At 58.3% G+C, this 23,670-nt stretch carries 22 protein-coding genes; 1 reads left to right on the forward strand and 21 read right to left on the reverse strand.

Annotated features, from left to right (window positions below):
• Positions 1-41: 41 nt before the first annotated feature.
• The 21 genes from D8M23_RS05390 to rpsB form a co-directional block, all read right to left on the reverse strand.
• Positions 42-704: a DUF4345 domain-containing protein gene (locus D8M23_RS05390; RefSeq protein WP_126853993.1), complete on the reverse strand. Its 663-nt coding sequence runs from the start codon at positions 702-704 to the stop codon at positions 42-44.
• A 59-nt stretch (positions 705-763) separates the two neighbouring features.
• Positions 764-1,207, reverse strand: coding sequence for a hypothetical protein (locus D8M23_RS05395; RefSeq protein WP_126853994.1), 444 nt, complete (start codon positions 1,205-1,207; stop codon positions 764-766).
• A gap of 45 nt (positions 1,208-1,252) precedes the next feature.
• Positions 1,253-1,624: a hypothetical protein gene (locus D8M23_RS05400; RefSeq protein ID WP_006889018.1), complete on the reverse strand. Its 372-nt coding sequence runs from the start codon at positions 1,622-1,624 to the stop codon at positions 1,253-1,255.
• On the reverse strand, positions 1,621-2,769 hold the full coding sequence (gene truB, locus D8M23_RS05405; protein ID WP_126853995.1) for a tRNA pseudouridine(55) synthase TruB: 1,149 nt from the start codon (positions 2,767-2,769) through the stop codon (positions 1,621-1,623). Before truB ends, D8M23_RS05400 begins: the two co-directional genes overlap by 4 nt.
• A complete protein-coding gene (gene rbfA / locus D8M23_RS05410; RefSeq protein WP_037233244.1) occupies positions 2,770-3,234 on the reverse strand; it encodes a 30S ribosome-binding factor RbfA in 465 nt (154 codons plus the stop codon).
• Between the two features lie 220 nt (positions 3,235-3,454).
• Positions 3,455-6,238 (reverse strand): translation initiation factor IF-2, encoded by a 2,784-nt coding sequence (gene infB, locus D8M23_RS05415; protein ID WP_126853996.1) that lies wholly within the window; start codon positions 6,236-6,238, stop codon positions 3,455-3,457.
• 196 nt (positions 6,239-6,434) lie between these two features.
• Complete coding sequence (locus tag D8M23_RS05420; RefSeq protein ID WP_126853997.1) at positions 6,435-6,743, reverse strand: YlxR family protein; 309 nt, start codon at positions 6,741-6,743, stop codon at positions 6,435-6,437.
• A gap of 137 nt (positions 6,744-6,880) precedes the next feature.
• Positions 6,881-7,915, reverse strand: a complete 1,035-nt coding sequence (nusA, locus tag D8M23_RS05425) for a transcription termination factor NusA (protein WP_037233353.1) — start codon at positions 7,913-7,915, stop codon at positions 6,881-6,883.
• Positions 7,916-8,045: 130 nt separating this feature from the next.
• Positions 8,046-8,702 carry a ribosome maturation factor RimP gene (locus D8M23_RS05430; protein ID WP_126853998.1) on the reverse strand — a complete coding sequence of 219 codons (657 nt, stop codon included), beginning with the start codon at positions 8,700-8,702 and terminating at the stop codon, positions 8,046-8,048.
• Between the two features lie 39 nt (positions 8,703-8,741).
• The gene (locus D8M23_RS05435; protein WP_126853999.1) at positions 8,742-10,559 is read right to left on the reverse strand and encodes a proline--tRNA ligase; all 1,818 of its coding nucleotides are present in this window, start codon (positions 10,557-10,559) and stop codon (positions 8,742-8,744) included.
• Between the two features lie 120 nt (positions 10,560-10,679).
• Positions 10,680-11,690, reverse strand: coding sequence for a GNAT family N-acetyltransferase (locus D8M23_RS05440; protein ID WP_126854438.1), 1,011 nt, complete (start codon positions 11,688-11,690; stop codon positions 10,680-10,682).
• Positions 11,691-11,767: 77 nt separating this feature from the next.
• On the reverse strand, positions 11,768-12,919 hold the full coding sequence (ispG, locus tag D8M23_RS05445) for a flavodoxin-dependent (E)-4-hydroxy-3-methylbut-2-enyl-diphosphate synthase (protein ID WP_023132850.1): 1,152 nt from the start codon (positions 12,917-12,919) through the stop codon (positions 11,768-11,770).
• 188 nt (positions 12,920-13,107) lie between these two features.
• Positions 13,108-14,607 (reverse strand): M50 family metallopeptidase, encoded by a 1,500-nt coding sequence (locus tag D8M23_RS05450; protein ID WP_126854000.1) that lies wholly within the window; start codon positions 14,605-14,607, stop codon positions 13,108-13,110.
• Positions 14,608-14,712: 105 nt separating this feature from the next.
• A complete protein-coding gene (locus D8M23_RS05455; protein ID WP_148110468.1) occupies positions 14,713-15,561 on the reverse strand; it encodes a hypothetical protein in 849 nt (282 codons plus the stop codon).
• Between the two features lie 404 nt (positions 15,562-15,965).
• A complete protein-coding gene (gene dxr, locus D8M23_RS05460) occupies positions 15,966-17,282 on the reverse strand; it encodes a 1-deoxy-D-xylulose-5-phosphate reductoisomerase (RefSeq protein ID WP_126854002.1) in 1,317 nt (438 codons plus the stop codon).
• A gap of 142 nt (positions 17,283-17,424) precedes the next feature.
• Entirely contained in the window at positions 17,425-18,024 is a 600-nt protein-coding gene (locus tag D8M23_RS05465) for a DivIVA domain-containing protein (RefSeq protein WP_006889001.1), read from the reverse strand.
• Positions 18,025-18,094: 70 nt separating this feature from the next.
• Positions 18,095-18,973, reverse strand: coding sequence for a phosphatidate cytidylyltransferase (locus tag D8M23_RS05470; RefSeq protein ID WP_126854003.1), 879 nt, complete (start codon positions 18,971-18,973; stop codon positions 18,095-18,097).
• Between the two features lie 18 nt (positions 18,974-18,991).
• Positions 18,992-19,549 carry a ribosome recycling factor gene (frr, locus tag D8M23_RS05475; protein WP_126854004.1) on the reverse strand — a complete coding sequence of 186 codons (558 nt, stop codon included), beginning with the start codon at positions 19,547-19,549 and terminating at the stop codon, positions 18,992-18,994.
• Between the two features lie 219 nt (positions 19,550-19,768).
• Complete coding sequence (gene pyrH, locus D8M23_RS05480; RefSeq protein ID WP_006889002.1) at positions 19,769-20,515, reverse strand: UMP kinase; 747 nt, start codon at positions 20,513-20,515, stop codon at positions 19,769-19,771.
• Positions 20,516-20,681: 166 nt separating this feature from the next.
• On the reverse strand, positions 20,682-21,512 hold the full coding sequence (gene tsf, locus D8M23_RS05485; protein ID WP_126854005.1) for a translation elongation factor Ts: 831 nt from the start codon (positions 21,510-21,512) through the stop codon (positions 20,682-20,684).
• 125 nt (positions 21,513-21,637) lie between these two features.
• On the reverse strand, positions 21,638-22,444 hold the full coding sequence (gene rpsB / locus D8M23_RS05490; protein WP_006889032.1) for a 30S ribosomal protein S2: 807 nt from the start codon (positions 22,442-22,444) through the stop codon (positions 21,638-21,640).
• Positions 22,445-23,054: 610 nt separating this feature from the next.
• On the opposite strand from rpsB, the gene D8M23_RS05495 reads away from it, so the two are divergent.
• Positions 23,055-23,666 carry a murein hydrolase activator EnvC family protein gene (locus D8M23_RS05495; RefSeq protein WP_094758270.1) on the forward strand — a complete coding sequence of 204 codons (612 nt, stop codon included), beginning with the start codon at positions 23,055-23,057 and terminating at the stop codon, positions 23,664-23,666.
• Positions 23,667-23,670 lie beyond the last annotated feature (4 nt).

Raw genomic sequence — 23,670 nt, forward strand, 5'->3', positions numbered from 1 at the left:
CGGGGTGCACCCCGGTACGGCGAGCCCGGCCAAAGCCCCGATTAAACGCGGGAGGCGCTGAGCATCTGCTGACGGATCGTATTCGACTTATTAATCCAGGCGTACCACACCAGAAGACACGGCGGGATCACCAAATCCGTCACCATCAGCACAATAAGCGACCAGTGCGGGGTACCGTGCGAAGCCCACGAAATAATGCGCCCCACGCCGCCAAGGAACACCACCAGGCACGCCAGTACCAGCATATTCGCCCACTTAAACTTCCAGGCGATAAACAAGAACGCGATGCCCACCCCCGCATACACGGCGGCAAGAAACGCATAGTTCGACTCGATTGACGGGTTCACCGCAACCGCAGCGGAGTCCGGGGCAGCCTGCGTACCCGCCATCACCTGCCACGCCGCGTAGGCAATAATCGCCACGCCGTACAGCCCCACCACCGAACGGAACAGCCCACGGTTTTGGGGTTTTGCCGCATCCTCAAGGGTCTGCGGCTTCTGCTCCAGTTTCGTTTTCTGCTCGGGTTTCTTCAGTGCAGGCTGCTTTACCATCTCACCGTTCTCTGGTGTGGTTCGGGCCGGTTTCAGGGCCTGGGGCTCTTTTCCAGGCCGACCCGCAGTACCCGCTTCACTGGCGAGGAAACCCGCAGATTCCTCACGGTCGCCCTGACTCGCAGCCTCGTTTTTTGAGGTCTCTTCATTCATATATTCTCTCCTCACATAATGTGTACAATTCAATAATTTGCGCCACGGCTACCCAGCGCCTAGGCACGCCTGGAGTGGAACAGCCACCACAGGCCCACAACGGGCAAAACCAGCGGAATAAACCCGTACCCCTGCCCAAAATGCGACCACACCGAGGCCAGCGGGAACAGGTGCGGGGCAGCCAGAGACAACGCCCCCACCCCCAGCACGCCCACAAGCTCAGCTGAAATAGTCACAAGGGCAACTCGCCGCGCCTGCTCTCCGCGCCGTGCCAAAGCAACCGCGGCCACAGCATAAATAACAGCCGACAGCAAAGACAGCAGGATTGCCAGCGGAGCCTCATCAAATTTACGCACCAGCTGGTACCCCGCCCGCGCCCCAGCCGACAACGTAAAAACACCGTACAAAACGGCGATCAGCTTCCCCGGGCCCGAGGCGTGGTAGGAGCCCATGCTGCGGTTTTGAGGCCGCCCACCGGAGGCAGATTGAAGATTATTACCCATGTTTCCTTCCAAAAGTGTGTGCGGCAGAAGGTCACTGCGGCCGGCTCAGTAGTAGTACCACAACATATTCATCCGATGCACCATCACAATCAGCACCGGGCCGGGAACCGCCAACAGAAGCGTAGCCCACCGGGTGCGTTCACTCAACGAGTAGAAAAACGCACCCGCCGGGATCACCATAGCCGTCAGCAAATACCCGTAGTACTCCAGCCAGTCACCGCGAGGTCCCGGGCCAACCGCCTGCATAATAATCGACCCTATCAGGTACACCACCAGGTACGCCTCAAGCAGCAGCACCGGGCCCTGCGAATAATCATCCGGGGCGTACCCGCGCACATACTGCACCAGTGCTGCAGCCGCTGAGAGGGAGCCCAGTACGGCAGTTACCCAAAACCACCAGTCCAGCCCAGCAATCATGAGCTCTTCTCCAATGCTCCGGAAAAATCAGTCCCAGCCTCGAACACCAGGGTCGGTGCAGCCACCACGCTACCGCGCTGTTTTAAGTTCTCCAGCAACGCCACCAGCGTGCCATCCGGCGCAAAAGCCGCGTACACGCCCTCGGTAGTAGCGTGTTGCTTTTCCCCTCCGTCACCGGTACTTGCGTGGGCCTGCCGCAGAGTCACCGTCCCGTCCCCGTTCGGGCTAATGCGGCGGCCAAAAGACACATCTGTGGCCTGCTGCGCCGATAGCTCACGAACCTTAAAGAGACGGCGCGCAGCCTCCTCTAAACTCAGCAGCGGCATATCCGTCAACGGTTGCCCCGCCGTCTGCCGGCGTTCCAGCAGTTCCGGCAAAGCAGCGGCGTCTGCAAGGGTGGTTTCTCCCACCCGGGTGCGGCGTAAACGTATGAGGTGCCCGCCGGTGCCCAGCATCTGACCCAGATCCCGCGCCAAGGCACGAATATAGGTGCCTGAGGAGCAGGATACCGTCACCTCACAGTTGATCACCGGCACCGAGGTGATCGCAGTAGTGGGATCTGACAGCTCGCCGTGTGTTCCAGCCACGTCGATCCCCGCCTCGGCAAGTTCCTGCTGAGAAACGAGAACACACCAACTGGTCATAGTGCGTTGTGTGGAATGCACCGTGAACTCATTCACCCGCACTGGGCGGGCAGCTAGTTCTACCTGTTCACCGCCGCGCACCCGAGTGTAGGAGCGGACCCCATTAACCTTGATGGCAGATACCGCAGAAGGCACCTGCATAATATCGCCGGTTAAGCTTGCGACCGCCTCAAGAATGCGCTGCTCAGTCAGTGCCTCCACAGCCTCCGGGCAAGTTCCGGTCTGTCGGCCCTGAGCATCGTCCGTTTCTGTGCTAATACCCAGCTGAATCGTGGCCTGATACGTCTTATCCTGCCCTACCAGGTAGGTCAGCAGTTTCGTCGCCTTATTCAGCCCCAGAATCAGCACCCCGGTGGCCGCCGGGTCAAGGGTGCCCGCATGACCAACGCGACGGGTGCCCGCAATCCAGCGGAGTTTCGACACCACATCATGGCTGGTTATCCCCTCGGGCTTATCGATCACTACCAGCCCACTGGGTCCGTCCCCTTTCGTTTTAGCCACTTATTCGGTGTCCTCACCGGTGGTGTCTTCGCCGAACTCGTTATCGTCAGCGGATTTCTTATAGGGGTCGGCCTCCCCCGCATACTGCGCGCCCGTGGCGGCGGCGGCCAGCTGAGCGTCACGTTCACGGGTCTTACGGAGCAAATCCTCCAGGTGGTAGGCGTTTACGGGGACTTCATCAGGCACAAAAGTGAGGGTTGGGGTCAGGCGGGCGGTAATGTTCTTCCCCACCTCCGACCGCAGGATACCTTTGGCGGATTCCAAGGCAGCCTTTGTCGAAGCCTGCTCCTGTTCGGAACCGTACACCGTGTAGTACACGGTTGCGTGCTGCAGATCGTTGGTGACGCGGGCGTCTGTGACGGTCACGAACCCGAGCCTGGGGTCTTTGACACGACGCTCTAACGCCTGTGCCACAATCACTTTAATGCGGTCGGCTAGGCGAGCCGCGCGGGCTGCATCAGCCATGCTGTTCTCCTCTGTAGGTGATACGCGGCGCGGGGGCGACGCGATAGTTCTTCCGTATATTTTCTGCTCGCAAGGTACGATGCCGCTGGTGCACCGCTGACACTGGCCCCGCAGCGGCGCGGGCCGGCCCTTATAAACTCCCGTTCATAAGGACCGGCCCGCACGGTATGTGAGGTGCCCGCTTCCCTACTGCGGCTGGGAAGCAGACGGCCTTAGTGCCTTAGACGCGCTTCTTCTCGCGCATCTCCCACGTTTCAATAACGTCGCCTTCCTTAATGTCGTTGAAGGAACCGAGCCCAATACCGCACTCGTAGCCTTCACGAACCTCGGTGGCGTCGTCCTTGAAGCGGCGTAGCGACTCAATGGTGAGGTCTTCAGCCACCACGGACCCGTCACGTACCAGGCGTGCCTTGGAGTTACGCTTGATAATACCGTTCTTAACCAGCGAACCGGCAATATTGCCCCACTTGGAGGAGCGGAACACTTCGCGGATCTCAGCTGAACCAAGCTCAACTTCTTCATACTCAGGCTTGAGCATACCCTTAACGGCCTGCTCGATTTCCTCAATCGCACGGTAGATAACCGAGTAGAACTTCATCTCGACACCCTCGCGGTCGGCAAGCTCCGAGACGCGCTCTGCGGGGCGAACGTTGAAGCCAATGATCACCGCATTGTCCACGGTTGCCAGGTTCACGTCGTTCTGGGTAATAGCGCCCACACCGCGGTGGATCACACGCAGCTGAACCTCGTCGCCGCCCACGTCGATCTTCATGAGCGACTCTTCCAGAGCCTCAACAGCACCGGAGACATCACCCTTAATAATCAGGTTCAGCGTGTCCATCTTGCCCTCAGCCACGGCGGCATCGAAGGATTCAAGGGTTACGCGCTTACGACGCTTCGCAAGCTGCGCGTTACGGTCCGCCGCCTCACGCTTCTCAGCGATCTGGCGTGCAGTGCGTTCTTCCTCCGTCGAGAGGAAGGTATCACCCGCACGGGGCACCGTCGAAAGGCCCAGAACCTGCACGGGACGGGACGGACCGGCTTCTTTCACTGCCTGGCCGTTTTCATCGAACATTGCACGCACGCGACCGTGTGCCACGCCAGCAACAATCGCATCCCCCACATGCAGGGTACCGGACTGCACCAGGACGGTGGAGACCGCACCGCGGCCCTTGTCCAGGTTCGCTTCAATGGCAACGCCGCGAGCTTCCTTATTCGGGTTAGCACGCAGTTCCAGGACGTCGGCGGTGAGAGTCACAGCCTCCAGCAGTTCGTCAATATTGGTGCCGTTGCGGGCAGAAACATTCACGAACATGGTGTCTCCACCGTAGTCTTCGGGTACCAGACCGTACTCGGTCAGCTGGCCCTTGACCTTATCGGGCGAGGCACCTTCCTTATCGATCTTGTTAACCGCAACCACGATCGGCACGTTAGCCGCCTGGGCATGGTTCAGGGCCTCAACGGTCTGCGGCATCACGCCGTCATCCGCTGCGACCACAAGAATAGCGACGTCGGTAACCTTCGCACCGCGGGCACGCATAGCGGTAAACGCCTCGTGACCGGGGGTATCGATGAAGGTAATCGCACGGTCTTCACCCTCAACGGTGGTGTGTACCTGGTACGCACCGATGTGCTGGGTAATGCCGCCAGCCTCGCCCTCAATGACGTTGGTGTTACGGATGGCATCCAGCAGGCGGGTTTTACCGTGGTCAACGTGACCCATCACGGTCACAACCGGCGGGCGCACCTCAAGCTCTTTATCGCCTTCAGCAGCCGCTTCGGCCTCAAGGTCAATGTCGAAGGACTCCAGCAGCTCGCGCTCTTCGTCTTCGGGGGAAACGATCTTAATAACGTACCCCAGCTCGGCACCCAGCAGCTCAAACGTGTCCTCGTCCAGGGACTGGGTTTGAGTTGCCATCTCACCCAAGTGGAAGAGCACCGTAATCAGGGCTGCGGGGTTCGCGCCAATCTTCTCGGCAAAGTCCATGATGGAGGCGCCGCGGCGCATACGGATTTCGGTTGAGCCGTCGCCGCGAGGCACGACCACGCCGCCGGGTGCTGGTGCGTTAAGCTGCTCCTGCTCGCTGCGGCGTGCCGCCTTTGACTTGCGGTTTTTACGTTTGGAACCGCCGCGTCCGAAAGCGCCCTGGGCGTTACCGCGACCGCCGGGGCCGGGGCGGCCCGGGCCACGGTTAAAACCACCGCCGCCGCGACGGGAGCCACCGCCGCCACCGGAGTTACCGCCGCCTGAAGGCGATCCGGGCCCAACATTGGATACCTTCGGCATCATTGACGGGGTGGGGCGTGAACCGCCGCCTGAGCCTGAACGGGGGCCGCCACCGGGGCGTGAGCCCGCTGCGGGGCGGGGGCCGCCGGAACCAGCACCACGCTGTCCACCACGCGGCGGGCGCGGCCCGCCGGAACGCTGCTCACCACGCTCGGGGCGTTTCATGCCCTGCTGCGATGAGAACGGGTTATTACCCGGGCGCGGGCCGGGTTTCGGACCGGGCTTAGGAGCCGCAGGCTTTGGCGCGGCAGGCTTGGGGGCGCCGGGTTTCGGTGCTGCGGACTGCGCATCGGGGCGTTTCATGCCCTGCTGCGATGAGAACGGGTTATTACCCGGGCGCGGGCCGGGTTTCGGACCGGGCTTAGGAGCCGCAGGCTTCGGCGCAGCAGCAGCCTTCCCTGCCGGCGGAGCGGCCTTTGTACCGCTCTGTTTCTGAGCGGCAGATTTAGGCCCAGGTTTCGGAGCCGCAGGCTTTGCTGCAGATTTCGGCGCGGCAGAAGCACCGGAGGCTGCTTTCTGGGATGCGGCAGGTTTCTGAGCTGCTTCAGCTGCAGGTTTTGCAGCGGGAAACGCCTCACGCAGCTTTTTGACAACCATGGGGTTTAGGGTCGAGGAAGGACCCTTAACAAATTCATTCATCTCGCCGAGTTTGGCGATAACTTCTTTAGAGGTGACGCCAAACTCTTTAGCGAGCTCGTGTACACGAGGCTTAGCCAATTTTCTCCTGTCCTGGCTCGCGCCAGGACGGCGCGGGCTCTAGTGATGTATGGGTGTGCGCACTACGGCGCACGGTGGCATTAGACAGCCGTTTTCTGAGCACAGGTAAGTACTCATTCTGCGGCACTCATTAGATATCCATCAGTTTTCTGACTCGCTTTCATACAGTGTTAAGAAGCCGTCAAACTTGTTTGACTTACATGGGGCCTGCGGTTCTCTCCTCCGCCTCCAGACGCTGTTGAAGCTGCTCGGCAAAAGCCTGCACCTGCGAAGCGCCACAGACAGTTTTGAAGGCGCGGGCGAAAGCATTCCTGCGTACTGCCTGCTGCAGGCACTGCACGCTGGGGTGTAGCCACGCTCCGCGCCCGGACATATCTCTTCGCGCATCCACAAGAATACGCTGGGAGGTAGGCCCGTCACCGCCGCAGGATCGTACGATCCTGAGCATGTTCCGCTGGGTATCGCGGTCACGGCAACCGATGCAGGTTCTCAGGGGTAGGCTCATAAGTTTCCCCCTTTATCGTCCCAACATCAATTACCCTCGTTTGAGGGCGCACTAAGGCACGCGATCACAAACGCACATTTATATTCTATACGGTATGCCGGTATTTTCAGAGCCACCATTGCGGCTATGAACGAATATTACTCGTTGTCAGCATGCAAAGCGCGAGAAACCCGCTCCGCCACTTCCTCTTCAGCCTTTAGCTGCGCATACTTCGATTCCGAGAGAATATCGATACGCCACCCGGTGAGTTTAGCGGCAAGCCGGGCGTTCTGCCCCTCACGACCAATAGCCAACGACAGCTGGTCATCGGGTACAACGGCTCGGGCCGAATACTCACGCGCATCCAAAATAATGACCTCAGTCACCTTCGCGGGGGAAAGCGCTGCGGCAATAAACTCGGCGGGGTCTGAGGAATAATCGACAATGTCGATTTTCTCGTCATTCAGTTCCGCGGCAACAGCACGAACACGCGCGCCCATATCACCAATACAGGCACCTTTTGCGTTAATAGACGGGTCGGTGGCGTGCACCGCGATCTTCGAACGATGCCCCGCTTCACGGGCAATTGAGGCGATCTTCACCAGCCCGTCAGAAATCTCGGGAACCTCATGCTCAAATAAACGCAGCACTAGGTTCGGGTGGGAACGGGAAAGCACAATTGAGGGGCCTTTCTGGCCTCGGCGCGCCTCCACCAAATATGCGCGGATGCGCGCGCCATGCGGGTATTTCTCTCCCGGCACCTGCTCATTAGCTGGCAGCACCGCCTCAACAGTTCCCAGATCGACCTGCACCATACGCGGATTATTGCCCTGCTGCACCACACCAGAGACGAGGGTGCCCTCACGGTCACGGAACTCCCCCAGCACGCTGGCGTCCTCGGCGTCTCGCAGGCGCTGCGCCAGCACCTGACGCACAGTCGCGGCGGCGATACGGCCAAAGTTATTGGGAGTATCATCAAACTCGGCGATCTTCTGGTTATCGTCGTCAAGTTCGGGGGCTAAAATGACGAACTGACCGCTCTTACGGTCAATCTCTGCACGGGAACCTTTAATAGCGCCCGGCTGCTTCATGTACGCCAGCAGTAGCGCATTCTCGACGAGCGCAAACAGTTCTTCCAGAGCGATCCCGCGTTCCTTCTCAAGCGTGCTCAGAACGCTTAGGTCAATCGTCATATTATTGTCCACGCTCATCAGCCTTTCCCTGTAGCACAGCGCCGGGACGCTCTGGGCGCCCCGGCTACCGGACGGTATGCCCTTCACCACCTAAAAATAGGCAACAACGGTGAAGAGCCCACTTTGACTCCTATTCTACCGAATCGGCTGTGGAATTGAAATCAATCTGAAGATGAGCACTGGCGATACGCTCCCACGGCAGGGTCTGCGGCTCATGGTACGAAGGTTTCTGCCCCTTCTTAGTCTGCTTTTTCCGCCGCAGAACTGGGCCGTCATCCGTAACTTCATCAAGGCGCCCCACATACTCGGAGCCATCAGTCTCGGTAATGGCCACGAGTCGGGTTCGGGCTCGCACCCAGTGGCGGCGTTCAGACAGTTCACGTGTTGCCCCCGGCGAGGAGACCTCCAGTAAATACGGGAAGAACTCATCGTTCGCATCAGCACGATCCAGGGCCGCAGAGAATACCCCCGAAATCTCGGCGATCGTATCCAAAGAAAGCGAATCGGTGCGATCTTCCGTGTAATCTACGGTAATTTCAACGGTGCAGTTCTGTGCCGGGCCGGTAATTTTAATGCTCTCCACCACAAGGGAGAATTCCGCTAGGGTTGGTTCGATCGCAGCCCGCACCTCATCGGCATGAAGAGGGCGGGTACCCACCGGAGCCTGCGGAGCCTTCTCAACGGGTGCGCGTGAGACGCCGCTTGCGGCTCGTGAGGCGGCACGCCGGGCACGAGCATTGGAGGCACCGCCTTTCTTACCGCCCGAACGTTTAGGTTTGTACGCCATAGATATCCCTTCTTTCCTGCTATCCCACACCCAGAACAGTTAAGGGCGAGTTTCAGCCAGGACCTCGCGTACCGCATCCGATACGGCAATATCGCGTGCTTCGCCGCTTCGCCGGTCTTTGAGCTCCAACATTCCGTCTTTGAACCCGCGGCCAATCACTAGGATGGTGGGTACGCCCAGAAGCTCTGCATCGCCGAATTTCACGCCCGGGCTGGTTTTCAGACGGTCGTCCAACAGCACCTGCACCCCGGCGCCTTCAAGCTCCGCGCTCAAGGTTTCTGCGTACTCACGGGAGTGGGCGTCTTTATTTGTGATGACGATATGCACATCGGCGGGTGCCAAGTTACGCGGCCAGATCAGGCCCTTCTCGTCATGATTGCCCTCAGCGATTGCGGCAAGTGCACGGGTTACGCCAATGCCGTAAGATCCCATCGTTACGGTTTGGAGTTTACCGTTCTGATCGAGTACTTTCAGGCCCAGTGCCTCGGCGTATTTACGACCAAGCTGGAAGATATGTCCCATCTCAATGCCGCGTGCGGCAATAAGCGGTCCGGAACCATCCGGTGCTGGGTCGCCTTCGCGTACTTCACACGCTTCCAAAGTACCGTCTGCGCTAAAGTCCCGCCCGTACACAAGATTTGCCACGTGTTTGCCGTGCTCGTTAGCGCCGGTCACCCATGAGGTTCCGCGAACTACGCGCGGATCAACGAAAAATGGAATACCGGTAGCAGTGTGGCGCTCTTCGGTATTCTCACCCAGCATAGGCTGATCAAGAGTAAGACCCGGGCCGATATAGCCCTTGACGAGCTGCGGGAATTTCTTTAAGTCCTCCTCGGAGGCAGCCTCAACCTCGACTTCGCCGCCGATACCCAGGAGTGCACCAATGTTAACCTCGACGCGCCCCAGATCGACTTCGCGGTCACCGGGCACACCCACGGCAAAGAGCTTACGCTCCCCGGCAGGGGTAATGACTGCGCCCACAAAACATTTGAGTGTCTGTTCAGCGGTGAGTTCACCGCCGGTCGCCTGAGGGTGCAAGTCATTCATCTGGGCTACGAGGGTTTCAATCGTGGGAGATTCGGGGGTATCGAGCACGATAGCTGCGGGTGTATCCGTGAAATCAATATCTGCGGGCACAACGGTGGTGACTGCCTCCACGTTTGCGGCGTAGCCACCGGCGGAACGCACGAAGGTGTCTTCACCTACAGGGGTCGGATGCAGGAATTCCTCGCTACGGGAACCACCCATAGCACCCGATTGTGCGGTCACAATGACGGTGTCTAATCTCAAGCGGTTAAAAATACGCTGGTAAGCGGCACGGTGGGCCTCGTAGGCTTCACTCAAGCCTTCGTCGTCCACAGTAAAAGAGTAGGAATCCTTCATGATGAATTCGCGCCCACGCAGCAGACCGGCGCGGGGTCGCGCCTCGTCACGGTACTTATTCTGGATCTGGTAAATATACAGCGGCAGATCCTTGTAGGAGGAATACAGGTCTTTCACCAGCAGGGTGAACATTTCCTCATGGGTGGGCGCCAGCAGCATATCGGCGCCTTTGCGGTCCTGCAGGCGGAAGAGATTATCACCGTATTCTTCCCACCGGTTAGTTGCCTCATAGGGTTCTCGCGGCAGCAGCGCCGGGAAGAGAACTTCTTGGGCTCCAATCGCGTTCATTTCCTCACGCACCACATTCTCAACCTTGCGCAGAACCCGCAGCCCCAGAGGCAGCCACGTGTACACGCCAGGGGCGGCACGGCGAATATAACCTGCGCGCACCAGCAGCTTGTGACTGGCCACCTCAGCATCTACAGGGTCTTCGCGCAAAGTTCGCACGAAGAGGTTGGACAGTCGAAGTACCACGGGAAGCCTCCTGCAATCGGTTGAAATAGTCTTGTTCGCGCACAAAGGCGCGTAAACGGTGCGGGCACACAAAAACCAGGCACAGGCTGTGCCATCTTTCTAGTCTATCTGTTCGCAGGGTTAACGCGCGAAGATGACGGTGGCGTATTCACCCACCGGCTCCCACCCCAGGCGTGCATACAGGGCACGGGCGCGGGCATTATAGTCGTTCACATACAGGCTCAGATGCCGGTAGCGGCGGCGTAACAGGGCACACGCCGCGGCGGTCAGTGAAGCCGCCAGCCCCAAACCCCGGTAATCCGGATGCACCCACAGCCCCTGTATTTGGGCGGTATCCAGGCTGGTAAGGCCCGCGTCTGCCTTATACACTACCGCCCCCTCAACATTAGTAGCGACCACGGTTCGCTGCTGCGCGCTGAGGGTATGCACACGGTTACGGTACCCCTGCCCATACCGCTCCAGCGGGTCAAGGCCCACCTCCTCACGAAACATGGCGGCCGCTGCGGGCAGCAACGCATTATAGTCGGCGCTATTAGCAAACCGCACGTAATGCCCCACCTGCTGGTCATACAGGTCGGTGGTAGCAAGCGGAGGCAGGTGCATAGGGATACGCGGTAGTGTCGCATCAATATGCTCAGTGAGATCAACCTCAGGCGACAGGTACAGCAGAGGCTGAATCGGGCGGTACGAAGACGGCGCGGGCATACGGCTCTCAAGGGTGTGCCACAACGGGTTCACCATATCCGCAGGCCCAAAAATAGAGTCAAGGCGGCGCTTGCTGCGGTGGATGCATTTTGCCAACACAGCGTAATCACTATTAGCCACAACCACAGGAACCGTATTGTTCCCCAGCAGAATAATGCTGCTCAAATTCGGCTGCTGCGCACCGTCTCTTTCGTCTCCCTCAGCCGGGATACCCACAAAACCGGCGTAACCAGACGGTACTTTATCACCCACCGACCTGGCCATGGGCAGACCGACCTGCTCGTAAAAATCAACGGCATACAGGTTACCCACAATACTCGAATACAATGCCTCTTCCAGCGCATCCGCGTGCCGCACATCCAGCGGGATAGCGCGGCGGGGCGCCGACTGCGATGCGCTTGCGGCGGTGAAGAGCTTAGGTAACACTGTGACGTCCAAAGGTTGTAAGGTGCTGGGCGGCGAGTGGGCGAAACGCCCCGCACACGGGTGCGGGGCGCTGAAAACTATTTGACGGTGACGGCGGGGGCGGCTCCTTCGGGAACATATTCACCGCGTGCCTCCATTTCGGCGGCGATACGGTTTGCCTCCTCAATGAGGGTTTCCACGATCTGGTCCTCGGGCACAGTCTTAATGACCTCACCCTTCACAAAAATTTGGCCTTTACCGTTGCCGGATGCCACCCCAAGGTCGGCCTCACGCGCCTCACCGGGGCCGTTCACCACGCACCCCATCACGGCCACACGCAGCGGAACTTTCATGCCTTCCAGGCCCTTGGTCACGTTCTCGGCCAGCTCCCACACGTTCACCTGGGCGCGCCCGCACGAGGGGCACGAAACAATATCAAGTTTACGTTCGCGCAGGTTCAGCGATTCAAGGATTTTTGTACCAACTTTTACCTCTTCAACCGGCGGGGCGGAAAGAGACACGCGGATAGTATCACCAATCCCCTGTGAGAGCAGGGTGCCGAACGCGACGGAGCTTTTAATAGTGCCTTGGAATGCGGGGCCAGCTTCGGTCACTCCCAGGTGCAGGGGCCAGTCGCCGCTGGCGGCAAGCTGCCGGTACGCCTCGACCATAATCACCGGGTCGTTGTGTTTAACGGAGATTTTAAAGTCCCGGAAGCCGTGTTCTTCAAACAGGGAAGCCTCCCAGACGGCTGATTCGACCAGTGCTTCAGGGGTTGCTTTACCGTACTTCTCAAGCAGCCGTTTATCGAGTGAACCGGCGTTCACACCAATACGTATAGAGGTGCCGTGGTCGGATGCCATCTCGGCGATCTCTTTTACTTGGTCGTCAAACTTACGAATGTTACCGGGGTTCACTCGCACCGCACCGCAGCCGGCTTTAATGGCGGCGTACACGTATTTCGGCTGGAAGTGGATATCGGCAATCACCGGTATATTGGACTGTTTGGCGATAATCGGCAGCGCCTCAGCGTCCTTATCGGTGGGGCACGCAACACGCACAATATCGCACCCGGCGGCGGTGAGCTCGGCAATCTGCTGCAGGGTAGAACCAATATCGTGGGTCTTGGTGGTGGTCATGGATTGCACCGAGACGGGCGATTCGGAACCGATGCCCACAGTACCAACCTTGAACTGGCGGGTTTTGCGGCGCGGCGCAAGAACCTGGGGTGCGGGCTTAAGTACGGGCATGCCGAGGCTAACCGACAAGGTATTCCTCCAAAAGGGTTGAGGTGGCGCTGGGTGCGCCGTTCAGCTTCTTATTGTGCCACCGCCGCGCGGCGATTCACTAATACGGATACCCTAACCGCGTGATAAATCACAGGGCGTTAAGGATGGGGCGTCCAAACCGTAGGTTGCGGCTCTCACAAGCCGCACATTTAGAACAACCTAATCGGTTTAATAATATCTGCGGCAATAAGGATAACGGACATGAGGATGAATGCTCCAGCCACCACGTAGGTAAGCGGCATGAGCTTAATGGGGTCGAAGGGACCCGGGTCTTCACGGCGGGTAAGTTTGGCGAAGGCACGGCGGGTAGCCTCCCATAGTGCCCCAAACACGTGCCCGCCATCCAGGGGCAGCAGTGGGATAAGGTTGAACGCGAAAAGCATCAAGTTCATGCTGGCCACCAGGGAGACGAGAGTTGCCTCCTTAGAGGTGCGGTCAATCTGATCAGTAGAGGCGACCTCCCCCGCAATACGGCTCACCCCCACCACAGAAACCGGCGAGTTCGCGTCGCGGTCACCATTGGTAACGAGAGTTACCCCAAGATCCCAGACCCGTTGCGGCAACGACCACATGGACCCGGCAATACGAGCCAGGGTATGCCCCACGTTCGGCGGCACATCGGATAGGTTACCAGGCTTCAGCTCGGAGGTGGGAGAAATACCCACAAACCCGCCGCTGACTGTTTTAAAGGACCCGTCCTCATTGCGGGCGTACTGACCGGTCTGTTCATCAACCACGGGCCGCACCAGCTGCACCGGGGTGATGGTGAGGGTCTGTTCACGCCCGTCTCGCATGATCTTTATCTCACTGGGGGTGGCCCCTGCCGCGCGGATAGCGCTTGAGACCGCCGTCCAGCTGCTGGTTTCAGTACCGTTCACCGCCAGCACCGTGTCACCTGAACGCAGCCCGGCAGTTTTCGCGGGGGACGGCTGAGAAGAAGCGCTGCACTCCTCATAGGTGATGGAATCTGTGTTCATGCTGACCGTCGGCACGCACTCCGACACGGAGCTGACCTTATTCGTGGCGGTGGGCAGCCCAAACCCACAAATTAGGATTGCGGTGCACACAACCCCAATCAGCAGGTTCATGAACGGCCCGCCGAGCATAATGATAATGCGCTTATACACCGGCAGCTTATAGAAGAGACGGTTCTCATCACCGGGCTGGATACGTTCGGCATCCGCCTCACGGGCGGCAGCAGAGAGCGATGCCAGCAGGCTGGTGTTCCCGGAACGCACCTGCCGCTGGGGTACAGCGTGTTTTTCGGCTGGTTCTGCAGTATCACCGGTGGGTTCAGCGGTTTCAGATGCTGCCCGCCCCGCCACGGTACCGGCGGCCGCGGACGCTGTGACCTTCTCACGTTCATTCGAAGTATCCTCTTCGGCTGAGGCATCAGTTTTTTCTTGGGCGGCGGGTGGGTACATGCCAATCATAGAGATGTACCCACCGAGCGGGATGGCTTTAAACCCGTACTCGGTCTCGCCCCGGCGGAACGAGAAAATGGTTTTTCCGAAGCCGATCATATACTGGGGTACGCGCACGCCGAAGAGTTTAGCGGGCACCAAGTGCCCCACCTCGTGCAGAGCAATGGATACCGCGATGGCAAACGCCATAATAATCACGCCAGCGGCGTAGTACAGAATCTCCACGTCTCTCCTTCAGAGCGGACTGCTTGTGTGTGCGGGATACCGCAAAGCCTTTAGGATACTCCTGTTATCTGTGAACCTGCTGAAGGCGCCACCGAGTCTCTCAAGCTAAGCACCCTCAACCTCTTCTGCGTTCTTCCCCCGAGAAACAGAAACAGGGAGGAAAAATTTATCTGTCATAACCTCAGCACTAATCGCATAAAACAACGCAAAAAACGGATTCCACTCCACCGGATGAAAAATCAAAAAAATTACTACCGCTATTACTCCTAAACGACGCCACCGCGAATACATTCTAAAAACACACCGAAGGATTAAATAAATAACTATTCCCGACCCTATACTTTGCATAGCAACTATCAGCTCCGGAATGTAACGCGCATCATCTCGATACACAAGATAAAGGAATAACCCTGAAAATAATGGGAACCCTACCAGACACACAAAAATAAAAAACGCCTCACCCCGCACATACTGCACATACCCCCGCACCCCCTCCTTCCTCGCCACCGGCGCCGGAGGAACATACCGCAAATAATAATTCGGATCCAACCCCCGATACTGCGCCCAAAACGTCACCACCACCGACGCCCAAAACGTCGCCACCAAAGACGAAGTAGCACACACCGTGGTCAACAACTTATACGGGGGACCTGCCAAATTAGGAATAAGCATCCCTATCAGAAACAGATTTCCTTCCCACAAACCATGCATCCTCCCCCGACGACGCACATACCGCACCACCGTTAACCCCGTAAAAATTACCGGCGCCAACACCGCCAACACATAAAACAACACCGGAGGCGCAGTAGGCTCATGAAGCCCCAAATATATAGCACCATACATTGCAGGCCCCACCACAAACACCATCGCCAATATCGGCCGTAATAAATACCGCCCCAGCTCTCCCGGCTCCCAATCCCACGTCCCCCACCGGCCCCGCGACTCCTCAGACACAGGCCCCACAGACCGCTCACAAAAATACGGCTCCAACGCATGACGCGGCTCCTCACCATACCCACCCATAACCGATATTTCCCTCTCCTCTGCCGAACAACTAATAAACGGGGAATTGCCCTGCGCGCTTCACCGTGCACCCTTCCTTGTACGATACCGCTATGGGTTCCTCGGATCCGGTGCCACTGTCGCCGCAGAAGGCTCCGGGTTCGGGGCGCCCGAAGACTTCTCCGGTGAGGGGGTGTAAGTTGAATCAATAGGCTGCGCCGAAGCATCTACCCCGGCGCTGTTTGGCTCCACCGGACTCGGTCCAGGCGCAGGAGCGGGGGAATCTAGCACAGGAGCCGAGTCAAAGTTGACTGACCCCACTATTGGATCTACAGCATGTGCTTTTACAATCCCGCCTACAGAATCAGTAATTCACGGGCTTGTGTCCGCGCCCAGGTTTCGGCGTTAAGCACCGCGTCTAGGGTCATCTCGGTGTCTGTCACGGCTTCGCCGCTGGCGGTGTGCGCTTCCAAAACACGCGCCACGGAATCCACAATATCGGTAAACCGAATTTTACCGGCGTGGAAAGCGCTAACCGCTTCCTCATTAGCAGCGTTAAAAACGGTGGGAAAAGTTCCGCCCTGTTTACCCGCATCTTTAATCATCTGCACGGCGGGGAAAGCTGTCGTATCAAGCGGTTCAAAGGTCCATGTTTGCGCCTGAGTCCAATCACAGGGGGCTGCTACCTGCGGAATGCGATGCGGCCACGTCAACCCCAAAGCAATAGGCAGAAGCATGGTCGGCGGGGACGCCTGGGCGATAGTCGCGCCGTCTACGAACTGAACCATCGAATGCACAATCGACTGCGGGTGCACCGCAACATCAATGCGGTCAAGATCAACCCCAAAAAGATGGTGTGCCTCTAACACCTCAAGGGCCTTATTCACCATGGTCGCCGAATTGGTTGTAACCACCAACCCCATATCCCAGGTAGGATGCGCCAGCGCCTGCCGTGGGGTAACATCATGAAGCATGTCACGGGTATATCCTCGAAAAGGTCCACCTGAGGCCGTGAGAATCAGCCGGTCTATCTCGGCATCGGTGCCACTGGCTAATGCTTGTGCAAGAGCCGAATGCTCCGAATCCACGGGAACCATCGGGGTTTCCAACGGTGAGGCATCGACGCCGGCACGCACAAGTGGTCCACCCGCGATCAGAGATTCTTTATTTGCAAGGGCAACCCGGTGCCCCGCTTTGAGGGCGGTCAGTGTGGGTTCTAAACCGATAGATCCGGTAATGCCATTGAGCACCACATCCGCCGGATGCGCCGCCGCCTCAACGCTGGCACGTTCTCCCCAGACGATGCGCGGGCTGTACCCGCTAATGCCCACACTGCGGGCGGCCGCATCAAGGTATTCTTGCAGCCGTTGTGCATCTTGCTCTGTGCCGCTGGTGGCAACAAGCTCGGCACGTACCCGAACCGCCTGCTGTGCTAATAATTCGAGGGAGCGCGAACCGGCACTGAGAGCTGCAACCTTCAGCGGCGCATCCGCAGCATCGACGGTGGTGCCCGCAAGACGCGCAAGATGCTCAATAACCTGTATTGCCTGGGTGCCGATAGAACCGGTAGAACCTAGAAGAGTGACACGTGAGGGTGTGCGCACAAGGCTTCTCAACGTATCAGTAAGGGTGGGGGACGTGGCATCTAAGCGGGCGGAGGAACCAAATTTCATAGTTATAAGTATCCCCTATCCGAAGCTAGAACCAGAAGCGGACTACTCCCGCCCGTCAGCAGCTGCGAACCCCAGTATCGCCTGCGAAAGTCAAGCTACGCACGGACGTACCGTTGGTGCCTCAGAGAGAAAGCATGCCGCCTTAGGCTAAGTCCTGCAGCAGCTCAATGCAGCGGTCCAAAAACGCGTCCACCTGAGTTTCGTCGTAGCAGACAGACCCGGTGGCAGGCCGGAACGAGGCGCGCTGCACTACACCGGCATCCAGCGGCTCCTCACTGTTGAGCTGGGCGAGCACCCGGTCACACAGTTCATCTACGTCACTAATGAAGTAGCCAACCGTTTTGCGTTTAGTAGGGCGGCGGAATTTCTCACCCCGAGGACGCTCTAAACGCCCCGCCAGCAGCTCACCGGTGGACCGTAAAGAACGCTCCCATTCGGTCAGTCCGTACCGCTGAATATAGCGGCTGCGTTCCAGTTTGGCGAACCTCTCCCCCACCTGCTCCAAGGCACGGTCCACTTCCACGGGATTGTATCCGCCGGGCTCAGCCTGAAAAATCACCTGCCGGATGGAACGTGACGTGTATATGTCTGAAGGTACTTCTGCTCCGCTGCTGAGGTGCTCGTAGTCGTTGGCAAGGCGGGTAAATAGGCGGTCTACCTCCACACGGCGGTACCCGGCAACGGTCTCAGCGGTACGGGAGAAGCCCCCGTCACGGGCGGGCCTAATTTTTTTCCTTGCCAAAAGGACGCTCCTTCGTGTACTGGCGTTCAATAACCTGCAGCGCGGCTAAACATCTAGTGTACGGTATCCGTTACAGCGGCATCACGGTCCCAAAAATCAGACACCCGGCGGCAGCCGCGAAAAGAATTGAGTCCAACCGATCCATCATGCCGCCGTGACCGGGCAGGATGTTCGACATGTCTTTCACACCCAGCCGACGTTTTACCACCGACTCCATCAAATCCCCAGCCGTGGATGCGACCACCATCACAGGGGCTACGAGCAGCCCGTACCACCACGGCTGTCCCACAATAATGAGGGTGACAATGGCTACCAGGGCCGACCCGATAATGGAACCAGCCAGCCCTTCCCAGCTTTTCTTGGGTGAAATTTTCGGGGCCATGGGGTGTCTGCCCCAGTTTACTCCGGCAATATAGCCGAACGTGTCGTTGCTAATGGCCATGAGGAGGATCATCAGGATTCCCAGCCAGCCACGCTCAACACTCCCCAGGTAGACAATGGGGATGCTCATCAGCACCGGCACCCACAGTAGGGTCCCAAGAACCCCAAAGGTGGCCGCCGGGATGTTTGCGGTGCGCCTACGTCCGCTCAGAAGCAGGGTCCACACCAGCAGAATACCTGCCGATACCGCAGTACATATAACCAGCCCAAGCACCCCATGAATATATGAGGCGACAACGGTCATCACCGTCAACGCTCCGGTCGCGACGGCGGGGATGCCGTGCCCGCGCTTATCGTTCAAAACATGAGCGACTTCCCAGGCACCCACCCCAGCGGTTAGCGCGGCAGTAAAAACCATCACGGGCGGGAAGAACAGCCCCAAGAGAAGAAGCATCCCGAAAGCCACCCCCACGCCAATGGCGGCGGGCAGGTCCCGCCCAGCCTTTGACGTGGGCTTTACCTGCGGTAGTGAGGGGGATTCCCCGGTGCTTTCGGGTTCTGCTGTCATCGTTGGTACCGGCTCCCGCTAAACCTCTAGCAGTTCGGATTCCTTGTGCTTGTACAGCTCGTCAATGGTATCAACATGTTTCTTGGTGAGGGCATCCAGTTCCTTCTCGGCACGTGCCCCGTCATCTTCACCGATTTCACCGTCCTTGACGTACTTATCGATGGTGGTCTTAGCGTGACGGCGGATATTACGCACCGAAATGCGGGCCTCTTCGGCCTTATGGTTCACCAGTTTCGTGTATTCTTTACGGCGCTCAGCGGTCATTTCTGGCATCACCACGCGGATAGCCGCCCCATCGTTGCTGGGGTTAACACCCAAATCCGATTCACGTAGCGCTTTCTCGATAGCGACGAGGGCGGTCACGTCAAACGGCACGATTTTCACGGTGCGGGCGTCCTCAACATTGAACGAAACAAGCTGCTGCAGTGGGGTGGGTGCCCCGTAATAATCGGCGGTGAGCGAGCTGAACAGGCCCGGGTTTACGCGGCCCGTGCGCACCTTAGCGAACTCAGCCTTAGCAGCTTCAACAGTCTTGTCCATCTTCTCGCCGGCTTCGGCAAGGGTTTCTTCGATCACTTCGGATCTCCTTCTGGGGGGGTGAAGTCGGCGCGAGCCGAATCTGAACATTATTTTCGTGGCGGCTTCCAGCGGTACGGGCGGGCTCTACGATGGTGCCCGGGTACTTGAGCGATGCCTGTAGTTATAGTTTAGTCGCCCCACGGCCTTCGCGGCGACTCTTTGCGCCTGTGTGTCGGTGCGATGGGGCAAGACGCCGCTGTATAAATAGCGCGGCACCTAGCGAGTCACCAGAGTGCCCATTTTCTCACCCTTAATGGCGCGAGTCACGTTATCTTCACCCTGCATGCCGAACACGCGCATCGTCACGTTATTATCGCGGCACAAAGAAAACGCGGTCTGATCCAGCACCCGGATATTACGCTGCATCGCCTCATCGTAGGTGAGGTTGTACAGGCGTTCAGCATTTGGGTCTTTATTCGGGTCGGCGGTGTAAATCCCGTCCACACCGTTCTTAGCGACCAGCACCTCATCCGCGTGGATTTCCAGAGCGCGCTGGGCGGCTACGGTGTCAGTTGAGAAGTACGGCAAGCCCGCACCAGCACCAAAAATAACCACGCGATCCTTCTGCATGTGACGAATCGCGCGGCGTGGAATGTAAGTTTCGGCAACCTGCGGCATAGTGATAGCAGACTGCACACGGGTATCAATACCCTCCTGCTCCAGAAAATCCTGAAGTGCCAAAGAGTTCATGACGGTACCCAACATGCCCATGTAGTCGGCACGAGAACGGTCCATCCCCGCTTGGGAAAGTTCGGCGCCACGGAAAAAGTTGCCGCCACCGATCACGATGGAGGTCTCTACCTCACCCACGGTTGCCGCGATCTGCCGAGCAATATTGCGCACCACCTCGGTGGAAATACCCACTTCACCGCCACCAAAAACTTCGCCGGAAAGTTTGAGTAAAACACGGCGTCGATGCCGGTTGCTGTCCTCATACAGGGGGTGTGCGATCGATTCTTTCATAGAACCCTCCAACGGTTAGTTAGTAGTGGTCGGGGTATGCCCCATCAGTCTTTATCAAGGATACGTTAAAGGGAGGCCGCCGTGTGACGACCTCCCCTCGTTTTCTCGCCCCCGCCGCCAGGTTTCACCGGGTTAGGGGAGCACCAAAATTAGTGGCTGCGTATTTTTATGCGCCCACACGGAAACGTGCGAAACCGGTTGCGGTTGCGCCTGCCTCAGAGAGCACCTGGGCAACGGACTTCTTGGGATCCTTAGCAAAGTCCTGATCCAGCAGAGTGTTCTCCTTGTAGAAGCCCTTCAGGCGCCCCTCAACAATCTTGTCCAGAATCTGCTCGGGCTTGCCCTCAGCGATCGCGGTCTCACGGGCCACACGCTTCTCAGTCTCAACCTGGTCAGCAGGGATGGACGCCGAATCCAGGTACTTGGGGCTCATAGCGGCAATGTGCACAGCAACATCGTGTGCGATTTCCTCGGTGTTAGCACCAGATACAGCCAGCAGAACACCGACCTGTGCGGGCAGGTCCTTGGAGGTTTTGTGCAGGTACACTGCCACGTTCTCGCCTTCCACACGGGCCACGCGGCGCACCACAATCTTCTCACCCAGCAGCGCACCTGCGTCAGTGGTCAGCTCCTCAACGGTCTTCCCCTCGTAAGATGCAGCCTGCAGCTCTTCCAGGGTGGAAGCGTCAGCTGCAATAGCAGCCTCCAGCACATTCTGACCGAACGCAATGAACGGGTCGGACTTCGCCACGAAGTCAGTCTCGGAGTTAACCTCAACCATGTAGCCAACGCCATTCTCCACGCGGGCAGCAACCAGACCCTCAGCGGTCGCACGACCTTCACGCTTGGTGATGCCCTTCAGACCCTTAACACGGATGATCTCCGCGGCCTTCTGCTGGTCGCCGTTTGCCTCGTCCAGGGCTTTCTTAACGTCGAGCATGCCTGCGCCGGTCTTCTCACGCAGTGCCTTAATGTCGGCTGCGGTGTAGTTCGCCATGTGAACTCCTCTTTATCCTTTATAAGATGTGGGCGCGATAACGCCCATGAGTTATGAGCAGACGGCACCCGCCCTGAGCGGGTGGGTACCGTCCGTGAGCTCCCCGTTACCGGGTGAGCTAAAGCTTACTTAGCTTCTTCTGCGGATTCCTCGGTCTTAGCGGCCTCGTGCTGCTCCAGAAGCTCACGCTCCCAAGCAGCCATGGGCTCCTCGGTGGTCTCCGCCTTGCCGCTCTTCTTAGCGTTACGCTCAAGCAGACCAGCTGCCACCGCATCCGCCACCACGCGGGTGAGCAGGTTCACGGAGCGAATTGCGTCGTCGTTGCCGGGGATGGGGAATGCCACCTCGTCGGGGTCGCAGTTGGTGTCGAGAATAGCCACCACGGGGATGCCCAGCTTCTGAGCCTCGTTAACCGCCAGGTGCTCCTTCTTGGTGTCAACAACCCACACCAGGGAGGGAACCTTGGTCAGGTTACGGATACCGCCCAGGGTCTTTTCAAGCTTCTCAAACTCGCGACGCATCAGCAGCAGTTCCTTCTTGGTGTAGCGTGAACCTGCGACGTCGTCGAAGTCGATCTGCTCCAGCTCTTTCATGCGCTCAATGCTCTTAGCGATGGTGGAGAAGTTGGTGAGCATACCACCGAGCCAGCGGTGGTTCACGTACGGCATGTTCACGCGGGTAGCCTGCTCAGCGATAGCTTCCTGGGCCTGCTTCTTGGTGCCCACGAACAGGATATTACCGCCGTGTGCGACGGTTGCCTTCACAGCCTCAAAAGCCTTGTCGATAAATTCGAGGGACTGCTGCAGGTCAATGATGTAGATGCCGTTGCGCTCGGTGAGGATGAAACGCTTCATCTTGGGGTTCCAGCGACGGGTCTGGTGGCCGAAGTGAACGCCGGAATCCAGCATCTCACGCATAGTTACGACGGGCATGTCGTCTCCTTTTTCTGGGTGCCGCGCCGACCTCCCGTCTCGGGCTAGCCGCACGCGCGCATAGTAGTTATCGGTTTCTCCTAGCGGCGCTTAAGCCAGGGGTAGCCCCGGGCCTCAGACCCTCACCGCCTAGTTTTATGGGGCGGACCGAAGGTTCCTTATCGTCCGGCTTGTGATACCGGACGCTCACGCCGCGCGTAGTCAGAGTACGCAAAAGCGCACACTGCAATACGAAATTGTACCCTATTGACGCAGGTTTTTCTGCTTCGGCTCTCTCACCGTGCCCGCGCCCCTGCCCTCAATACCTCACCCCAGTGGCAGTTCCGCTTATGAGGCAGTTTGTTTCTGTCCCTACTGGGCAGTCACCATGCTCCAGGCACTAATACGTTTCCCTCGCCTCGTTGACTCAGATACAGACCAACACCGCCACACGAGTGTACCCACGAAAGATCTGTCGCTGCGCACCTGTGGATAGCACCATTAGGTGACTGCGCCCCGTCTTTATCCACAGTTCTGGCACACGACGCCTCAAGATTGAAAATTTTCTGGTTTCCTCAAAAGAACCACATATTATCCCCGACCCAAGAAAATCGCTTAAGGAGAAAACATAATGCCTCTCTCCCTTACCGCGCATGCGTCGAAGACCTTACCAACAATAGCTGCATGTGTTGCGTTTATATTGTTCACCCCGCCCATTATCGTCTCTGCCGCCGAACCCGCCCAGGCCATCACTGTGCAGCAGGTATCGGCATCTCGCAGTAAATGGCGGTCACCCGCCTCCGGCAAAGTGCGCGTGCTCAAACCGTTCAGCAAACCAGCCCAGCGGTGGAGCGCGGGGCACCGTGGTGTTGATTTAGCTACCGACAGCGACAATGCGCAGGTGCAGGCCCCCGCTGCTGGAACCGTCGTCTTCTCCGGCAAAGTTGTCGATCGCACCGTGATCGTGTTGGAACATCCAGGAGGTTTAAGGTCTAGCTTTGAACCAGTAAAAGACCCTCTTCCTGAAGGGACACAGGTATCCGCCGGGCAGACTATCGCAACATTAGACCCCGATATACACCACTGTGAGCAGGGGCCGTGCCTGCACTGGGGCGTGCGACGCGGCGGGGACAAAGAAGACGGAAGCGGCAAAAACGCCGAGTACATTAACCCGCTCACCCTGCTGGGGCGCGAACGGCCCAGTATCCTGTTGCCTGTTGATGGGAGCTTTACCGCAGGTTAGTGTG

Origin of the sequence: Rothia sp. HSID18067 (assembly GCF_003989445.1) — a bacterium.
In the GTDB taxonomy this organism is placed as follows: Bacteria; Actinomycetota; Actinomycetes; order Actinomycetales; family Micrococcaceae; genus Rothia; species Rothia aeria.

Coding starts and splice junctions, on each gene's coding strand:
- D8M23_RS05390 (WP_126853993.1), bottom strand. CDS start 704: ATGAATGAAGAGACCTCAAAAAACGAGGCTGCGAGTCAGGGCGACCGT.
- D8M23_RS05395 (WP_126853994.1), bottom strand. CDS start 1,207: ATGGGTAATAATCTTCAATCTGCCTCCGGTGGGCGGCCTCAAAACCGC.
- D8M23_RS05400 (WP_006889018.1), bottom strand. CDS start 1,624: ATGATTGCTGGGCTGGACTGGTGGTTTTGGGTAACTGCCGTACTGGGC.
- rbfA (WP_037233244.1), bottom strand. CDS start 3,234: ATGGCTGATGCAGCCCGCGCGGCTCGCCTAGCCGACCGCATTAAAGTG.
- D8M23_RS05420 (WP_126853997.1), bottom strand. CDS start 6,743: ATGAGCCTACCCCTGAGAACCTGCATCGGTTGCCGTGACCGCGATACC.
- nusA (WP_037233353.1), bottom strand. CDS start 7,915: ATGACGATTGACCTAAGCGTTCTGAGCACGCTTGAGAAGGAACGCGGG.
- D8M23_RS05430 (WP_126853998.1), bottom strand. CDS start 8,702: ATGGCGTACAAACCTAAACGTTCGGGCGGTAAGAAAGGCGGTGCCTCC.
- ispG (WP_023132850.1), bottom strand. CDS start 12,919: ATGCCCGTACTTAAGCCCGCACCCCAGGTTCTTGCGCCGCGCCGCAAA.
- dxr (WP_126854002.1), bottom strand. CDS start 17,282: ATGAAATTTGGTTCCTCCGCCCGCTTAGATGCCACGTCCCCCACCCTT.
- D8M23_RS05470 (WP_126854003.1), bottom strand. CDS start 18,973: ATGACAGCAGAACCCGAAAGCACCGGGGAATCCCCCTCACTACCGCAG.
- pyrH (WP_006889002.1), bottom strand. CDS start 20,515: ATGAAAGAATCGATCGCACACCCCCTGTATGAGGACAGCAACCGGCAT.
- tsf (WP_126854005.1), bottom strand. CDS start 21,512: ATGGCGAACTACACCGCAGCCGACATTAAGGCACTGCGTGAGAAGACC.
- rpsB (WP_006889032.1), bottom strand. CDS start 22,444: ATGCCCGTCGTAACTATGCGTGAGATGCTGGATTCCGGCGTTCACTTC.
- D8M23_RS05495 (WP_094758270.1), top strand. CDS start 23,055: ATGCCTCTCTCCCTTACCGCGCATGCGTCGAAGACCTTACCAACAATA.